The 7562-nt window shown below is 34.9% G+C and carries 10 protein-coding genes; 2 read left to right on the top strand and 8 right to left on the bottom strand.

The window, feature by feature from the left end:
- Window positions 1–86 precede the first annotated feature (86 nt).
- The 7 genes from BFA01S_RS20200 to BFA01S_RS20170 all read right to left on the bottom strand — a co-directional run bounded on the left by BFA01S_RS20200 (window position 87) and on the right by BFA01S_RS20170 (window position 4889).
- On the bottom strand, window positions 87–461 hold the full coding sequence (locus tag BFA01S_RS20200; RefSeq protein ID WP_066235204.1) for an Imm50 family immunity protein: 375 nt from the start codon (window positions 459–461) through the stop codon (window positions 87–89).
- Between the two features lie 163 nt (window positions 462–624).
- Window positions 625–957: a hypothetical protein gene (locus BFA01S_RS20195; protein WP_066235202.1), complete on the bottom strand. Its 333-nt coding sequence runs from the start codon at window positions 955–957 to the stop codon at window positions 625–627.
- A gap of 209 nt (window positions 958–1166) precedes the next feature.
- Entirely contained in the window at window positions 1167–1409 is a 243-nt protein-coding gene (locus tag BFA01S_RS20190; protein WP_066235200.1) for a hypothetical protein, read from the bottom strand.
- 15 nt (window positions 1410–1424) lie between these two features.
- Complete coding sequence (locus tag BFA01S_RS20185) at window positions 1425–1859, bottom strand: SMI1/KNR4 family protein (RefSeq protein ID WP_066235208.1); 435 nt, start codon at window positions 1857–1859, stop codon at window positions 1425–1427.
- 234 nt (window positions 1860–2093) lie between these two features.
- Complete coding sequence (locus BFA01S_RS20180; protein ID WP_066235198.1) at window positions 2094–2786, bottom strand: N-acetylmannosamine-6-phosphate 2-epimerase; 693 nt, start codon at window positions 2784–2786, stop codon at window positions 2094–2096.
- A 21-nt stretch (window positions 2787–2807) separates the two neighbouring features.
- Entirely contained in the window at window positions 2808–4346 is a 1539-nt protein-coding gene (locus tag BFA01S_RS20175) for a maltose/glucose-specific PTS transporter subunit IIC (RefSeq protein ID WP_066235196.1), read from the bottom strand.
- Between the two features lie 33 nt (window positions 4347–4379).
- Complete coding sequence (locus BFA01S_RS20170) at window positions 4380–4889, bottom strand: PTS sugar transporter subunit IIA (RefSeq protein ID WP_066235194.1); 510 nt, start codon at window positions 4887–4889, stop codon at window positions 4380–4382.
- Window positions 4890–5047: 158 nt separating this feature from the next.
- Between BFA01S_RS20170 and nagA the strand changes: the two genes are divergently transcribed.
- Together nagA and nagB are read left to right on the top strand one after the other, a co-directional pair.
- A complete protein-coding gene (nagA, locus tag BFA01S_RS20165) occupies window positions 5048–6223 on the top strand; it encodes an N-acetylglucosamine-6-phosphate deacetylase (RefSeq protein ID WP_066235207.1) in 1176 nt (391 codons plus the stop codon).
- Complete coding sequence (gene nagB, locus BFA01S_RS20160; protein ID WP_066235192.1) at window positions 6220–6945, top strand: glucosamine-6-phosphate deaminase; 726 nt, start codon at window positions 6220–6222, stop codon at window positions 6943–6945. The genes nagA and nagB overlap by 4 nt, the downstream gene beginning before the upstream one ends.
- A 44-nt stretch (window positions 6946–6989) precedes the next feature.
- On the opposite strand, the gene BFA01S_RS20155 is transcribed toward nagB, so the two are convergent.
- Window positions 6990–7451, bottom strand: coding sequence for a staygreen family protein (locus BFA01S_RS20155; RefSeq protein WP_066235189.1), 462 nt, complete (start codon window positions 7449–7451; stop codon window positions 6990–6992).
- Window positions 7452–7562 lie beyond the last annotated feature (111 nt).

Genomic DNA, 7562 nt, shown 5'->3' with positions numbered 1-7562 from the left:
GTCTAACAATTGGAGTGCAGTTCAGATTAAAGATCCTTTTAGTTGTTTATTGAATTAAAGCCCCCATTAATTAAAGGAAATTATATCTAATATCCTCTAACAGATTGAATAATGCCACTACCTGCTTTTATTTCTGCACTAATAGTTCCTGTTATATTAACAATAAAAATATCTGCTTCATCCTTTTTTATGTTAATATCTCCTCTATACGTATTTTTACTTGATTTTATGTTCACTTCTTGAATATCAAAGAAGTCAATTTCAATATAAGTAGTTGTATAACCTCTTTCAAGCCATTTTTTTGGTGGTTCATCGGCGAAAAAAGGTAAATCAAAACCAACTGTTATTCTATCGCCCTCACGAGATATTTCAATCTTTTCAATTCGTAAGTTTTTCAAAGAGGGTACATTCGTATATATCATTGAGATGAACTTATTATTAGTAAAATGTTCATACCACATAATCTTGCCCCCAAATATTTACTTGAAATACATATTTATTTTCTCTATTTTACCATTCTTTGTTTAACTAATCTGCCTCGTCAGTTAAAGAAGACTTTAAAGTATCCAAATAAGTACTTTTATCAATCTAGTTAACATAATTGACATTTTACACAGCACAAAATTAGACCTCATTATTCTTGATTTCAATAAATTTATTAAAATAGATTAAAGGATTAATAAAACTTAGAGCTAAAATTGCAAAAAACATATAAAAACTGACAGAATCTCCTCCTAAGTTAGTCTCATCAGCAATAATTCCAATATCATATAAAAGCTGGCCAGATACCAATATAGAAATGAATGATAGAATAATAACAGTAAGCCCATTAATTATATTCTTTTTTGTTGAGATTAATATTAAAAACAAAAGAATTGAAATGGCTAGAAATGTAATAAAAACTGGTCTCAATAAAGCAAATACTCCTAATGTCTCAAATGCTTCGTATGTATACATATATCTCTCCTTATTTACTATCCAAAGTCTAATTTTGTTATTTTTAATAACTAAACATAATTTACCATAAAAGTGATTAAAAATCCTGTTAAATTGATTTATAAGTACCTTAGTTAACATAATCGATATTGTATACAGTTAAAAGTGGAATAAATCCATGCTAATCTTGTCCATGTTCCGAGATTTCACGCCTAGGAAATAACAAATATTTAGAACACTGTATCAATCTTAATTAAACCCCATACATCCATAATTGACTTTCCGTCTAGTTTCACTTTTTGAAGTAAATCTTCCACATTTTCTCCTATAATTTCACTTGTGCAATCATAGAATTTCCAAAACATAAATTTTCCTGTTCCACAGCCAATATAATAATGTTCATTATTATAAATAAACTCAATTTCCCGTCCTCTAGTCAGGTCTTCAATCAATTCTTCGTAGTTATAATCCACAAGTTTCTTCCCCTTTTATATAGAAATTTCACTAATAATCCAACCTTTAATAAATTCTTCTAAAGAAGAAGCAATCCATCTCCGGCTATCGTCTTCATGATCCCATACATATATATCCTCTTTTTGAATATGGCCATTTAAAATCGCATAACCGAATAAATCACCGTTTCCAGCCGAAGCAAAAAACAATAAATGATCAAAAGGCATGAATATATCTTTATATTCCTCGTCATTTCTATAAAACAAGTTTTCTTCTATCATTTGTTCAGCTGACCAAATCAAGGGATAATCATAAATATCAAAAACTCCATTTGTTTCATCGAATAGCTTTATTAATTTCTCTGGTAATTCTACATTTAGCTCTTCTTTAATTTGAGTGATTTCTGATTCAGCTGCTGGATCTCTAAAATTATATTCTTTAGAGATTGAATGGATATAATTTTTCCACATCATATAATTTGAACTCCTTTACTAATTATGAATCTCTTGCTAATCAAATTTTACATCATTAATTGAGCAAAATTAGACTAAATATAAGGTTTATATAAAACTAGCTAACATAAGTGACATTCCTTATTGTTGAATTCGGCATATTTTGCTCAAATTTAGTGATTTTTCGTTTAGAAAGCAATAAAAAAAATCGAGCCAGAAACAAAAAGCTCGATCTCCTATTTCTTTTCTTATTCATTCCTTCATAGCCTCTACAAATCTTTTCGTAATAATTTGTGGTCTCGTAATTGCACCGCCGACAACTACAGCATGGACATTAAGATCGAGTACAGACTTGGCAATCTCCGGCGTAGAGACATTTCCTTCTGCTATCACCTTTGCATGTTTTACTTCATTTACGATTTGCTTAATAACGTCATAATTATGATCATCTATTTTTAAACCATTTGTTTCTTCCGTATATCCGTATAGAGTCGGGGCAACAATATCAAATCCCAGTTCATCGGCAGCAATAGCTTCTTCCACTGAAGAAACATCTGCCATGAGCAAAAGATTCGGATATTTTGATTTTACCTCATTATAAAATGCTTCTAAATCACTGCCATCCGGGCGTTTTCGGTTCGTTGCATCTGTGGCGATAATTTCTGCACCCGTTTCTGCCAACGCATCAATTTCTTTCATCGTTGGTGTAATAAAGACAGGATTGTTCCCGTATACCTGCTTTATTATCCCTATTACCGGCAGATCGACTTGTTTTTTAATTTCCATAATATCCGTAACAGAGTTGGCCCTGATGCCGACCGCTCCCCCCTCTTTTGCCGCTAATGCCATCCGTCCCATAATAAACGAGCTGTGCAGCGGCTCACCATCTAATGCCTGGCAGGAAACGATTAATCCTTTTTTTATTTGTTCTAGTATTTGATGCATGCAGACACATCCTTATATTGATCATTGATCTAAATATTCTTCCACTTCATTTTTTACAATCGTAACTTGTGGTCCGTATATAATTTGTACGCCCGTTCCTTTTTTTACAATTCCTTTTGAACCGGTCTGTTTAATTGTGTCATCGTTTACTAATGATTCGTCCTTAACCGTCACACGAAGACGGGTTGCACAGCAGTCAACAACATCAATATTATCGGCTCCGCCTAGTCCATGGACAATTGTTTTAGCACGTTCTGTAGCTGAAACCTGCTGTTCTGAAACTTGCTGTTTTTCATCCTCACGTCCGATAACTTTATAATTATTTTTCTTAATTAAAAATCTAAATGTGAAATAGTATAAGAAGAACCATGGAATTCCTATTAATAACACATATGGCCAGTTCGTTTTGCTAACACCTTGAAGAATTCCGAATAAAATGAAATCAATGAATCCTCCTGAGAAAGTTTGTCCGACTGTAATATTAAAAATATCTGCCATCATAAAAGCAAAACCGTCAAAGATAGCGTGCACGACATAAAGAAGCGGCGCAACGAATAGGAAACTGAATTCAAGAGGTTCTGTAATTCCTGTTAAAAAAGAAGTTAAAGCTGCTGAAAGAAGAATTCCGGCAACAACTTTTTTATTTTCCTTTTTAGCACAATGATAAATTGCCAGTGCTGCGCCTGGTAAACCGAACATCATTGTAATAAAGCGTCCAGACATAAATCTCGACACACCCTCATAATATTGTGTTGTGGAAGGGTCACCTAATTGTGCGAAGAAAATATTTTGTGTACCGCTAATCAATCTTCCTCCAATTTCCATCGTACCGCCGAGAGCTGTCTGCCAGAATGGAAGATAAAAAATGTGGTGCAAGCCAAGCGGTCCAAGCATACGTAAAATAAATCCGTAGAAAAGAGTTCCTATTGCTCCAGTATTCGTTACAATTGTCCCGAGTTGATTAATAAGAAGCTGGAAATAAGGCCAAATGATAAAAAGAGCGGCTCCTACAAAAATAGAAGTAAAAGAAACGATAATAGGAATAAATCGAGAACCCCCGAAAAAACCCAACACTTGAGGCAGCTCAATTTTATTGTATTTATTATGTAAAAGAGCTGCGACAATTCCGATAATAATACCGCCAAATACTCCGGTCTCTAAAGTTTGAATCCCGACAGCCATCCCTTGCCCTTCTCCTGCTAAATTATCCTTAGCAAGCTCTCCAGTTAAAGAAAGCAAGGCATTTATCGCGCTATTCATAACAAAATAACCTATCATTGCAGCGAGTCCAGCAGTTCCTTTATCTGAACGGGCTAAACCAATAGCCACACCAACTGCAAAGATAATCGGCAAGTTTCCGAATACAATACTTCCTGCAGCACTCATAATTGTAAAAATAGCCTGAAGCCATCCGATATCTAAAAATGGATAAGCTGCCACTGTATTAGGATTAGATAATGCCCCTCCTATTCCTAATAACAAACCGGCTGCAGGTAAAACAGCGATAGGAAGCATAAACGATTTACCAAATTGCTGCGCTTTTTCAAAAGCCTTCTTCATGGATGAAAACCTCCTGCTGATTGTCTATAGATGCTATTCAAACGATATAATATTGTTTTCCCCCTGCTTCACCTTGCCTAATTTTTTTATATCGATCTGTGTGGAATCTGTAAATACAATCGGGACAACGGACGAAGCAGCTTTTTCTTTAATAAAATCTAAATCGAATGTCAAAATTTCCTGTCCCTTTTTGACCTCGTCTCCATCTTTAACGAGTGCAGTGAAGCCCTCTCCTTTTAAATTGACGGTTTCTAAACCAACATGGATTAGAAATTCATGCCCTTGTTTTGACTGGATTCCTATTGCATGCTTTGTCGGAAAAACATTGACGATTTTACCATCTACCGGAGCAATAACCGATCCGGCCTCAGGAATAATAGCAAAACCGTCTCCCATCATTTTTTCTGCAAATACAGGGTCATTTACTTCGGTAATTTGAATAATTTCCCCTTCAATCGGCATAAGGAAATCCTGACCATTTTGAACAACAGTTTGTTCTTCTTTCTTTTCTTCTTTATTATTTCGCTTAAATAAACCAAACATAACATCATCTTCCCTTCTAAATAATCTAACTGCTCATTATTGATAATATTCTTTGGAAATAGGTACAATGAAATTAACTTGTATAGATATTTTACCTTTTTATATACTAAGAAAACATCAATCGAAAGGGATTGAGCGGATTGAAATTATTACCTATTATGCTAAAAGGAATGCAAATATATGCGGAAGGTGAAAAAATTAAGTCAGGTTATATCCAATTAAAAGATAAGAAAATAATATCATATGGACCGATAGAAGAATGTAGAAATGAAAAAGAATATCAAGTAATTGAAATTCCCTCCACATTTAAAGCAGTTCCAGGTTTCGTTGATATGCATATTCATGGAGTGAATGGTGCAGATGTGATGGATGCGACAACCGAGGCGTTGCAAACGATGGCATCAGCACTTCCGAAAGAAGGAACAACGAGTTTTTTAGCAACAACTATTACACAAAGCAGTGAAGCAATTGAAAAAGCAATTTTAAATATTGGAAGCTATATGGATAAAAATCAGGAACCCGGAGCCGCGGAAATTCTCGGCATCCATTTGGAGGGTCCATTTGTAAATAAAGAAAAAGCAGGAGCACAGCCGGTCCATTTTATCGTTGATCCGAATCTAGAAACTTTTAAAAGATGGAATAAACTATCAAACGATTCTATTAAAGAAGTAACATTGGCACCTGAACAGCCTGGTGGATTAGAGCTCGTAAAACATTTAAAAGAAAACGGAATTATCGCTTCTATCGGTCATTCTGATGCGACATACGAACAGGTCGTTGATACGATTAAAGCTGGAGCAAGCCAAGTAACCCATCTTTTTAATCAAATGCGAGGCTTGCATCACCGTGAACCTGGTGTAGTGGGTGCGGCATTTCTTCATGATGAATTAAAAGCAGAAATTATTGCCGATGGTATTCATATCCATCCTGAAATGGTAAAACTCGCTTATAACCAAAAACAAAAAGAAGGATTAATTTTAATAACGGATGCAATGCGTGCAAAATGTTTAAAAAATGGGATTTACGATCTCGGGGGCCAGCCTGTGACGGTAGAAAACGGAAAAGCACTATTAAAAGACGGGACCCTTGCCGGAAGTATTTTAAAATTTGGACATGCTTTGAAAAATATGATCCATTTCACCGGATGTTCATTGGAAGATGTGATTGAAATGGCTTCCGTGAACCCTGCAAAACAATTGAATATTACAGACCGTAAAGGAAGCATTGCCAAAGGAAAAGACGCAGATCTCGTCATCCTGGATGAACATTTAGAAGTGGCGATGACTTTTTGCCGAGGGAAACTTTCTTATCAAAAAGGAGAAAAAGCAGAATGAATATAGTGAAAGTAAAAGATTATGATGAAATGAGCAAAAAAGCTGCTGCATTTATAATTGAAAAAATACACCGTAACCCAAATTTAAACCTTGGACTCGCAACTGGTGGAACGCCGGTCGGATTGTATAATTATTTAGTAAAAGATCATCAAAAAAATGGAACTTCATATAAACATGTTACTTCTTTTAACTTGGACGAATACATCGGACTTTCAAGTGAAAATCCGAACAGCTACCGCTATTTCATGGATAAACATTTATTCAATCAGATTGATATTCCAAAATCTCATACACATGTCCCGCTTGGCGATACAGATGATCCTAAGCAGCAATGTCAAGAGTATGAAAATCTGCTAACAGAACATGGAGGTGTAGATCTTCAAATATTAGGAATAGGAAGCAATGGCCATATCGGTTTTAATGAACCTGGAACATCCTTTCAATCTACAACCCATATTATTGAGCTGACTCCATCAACACGGGAAGCAAATGCCAGATTTTTTGATGATCCGAATGAAGTACCAACCCATGCTATTACAATGGGAATCGCAAGTATTATGAGAAGTAAAGAAATTTTATTGCTTATTTCGGGAAAAAGCAAAAAAGAAGCTTTAACTCAATTATTACAAGGAGAACTAAGTGAAAACTTCCCAGCATCAGTATTACAAGCCCATCCTTCTGTTACAGTTATTGCCGATGACGAGGCTTTAGGAAAATCTTAAAATAGGTAGATCTATTTGAATATATCTTCTTAGGAAAAAATTTTTCAAGCAGTTAGCAAATACCACCTCGGGGTACCACAGTACATGAGCCGATGAAATTCAGGTAAACTTGATTCGAATTGAATATAAATTGGGGCATCAAGAAGGTAAGGATGGTAAGAGTAAAATTTCCGGTCACCATATATAATTGCTGTTAAAGCGAGCGGAAGCTCCTTTTGAAAAATAGTGAAACGTATTTTAGATAATTGTTCGTTAAATTCTCCACCGGTTACATATACTTTTCCCATTAATAAATATTGTCCTTGCCGAAACATCCAGTTTGCTAAAACTTCATCCCTGTTTTTCTTATTAATTGTATTTAAATCATATTTGCTTCCAATATTTAAGAATAAATCCCCTGTTTTATCTGAATGTGTAAGTGTATATTTTCTTCCTGCGACCGGCTCATACGATGTAGTAGGCGGCATATAATTCACATGCAGCTTCGATGGATTAAACTGACTCAAAAGAAACAACTCCTCCCTAAATAAATTTATTTCTATTTTATGAGATGTTTTTATAGATGGTGAGATGGCATTACTTTTATGATAAGGTTCTTAACGGGCAGTGGATCTCCC

It is taken from the genome of Metabacillus fastidiosus NBRC 101226, from assembly GCF_001591625.1.
Classification (GTDB): domain Bacteria; phylum Bacillota; class Bacilli; order Bacillales; family Bacillaceae; genus Metabacillus; species Metabacillus fastidiosus.
This window is presented reverse-complemented; position numbering and strand designations above follow the sequence as displayed.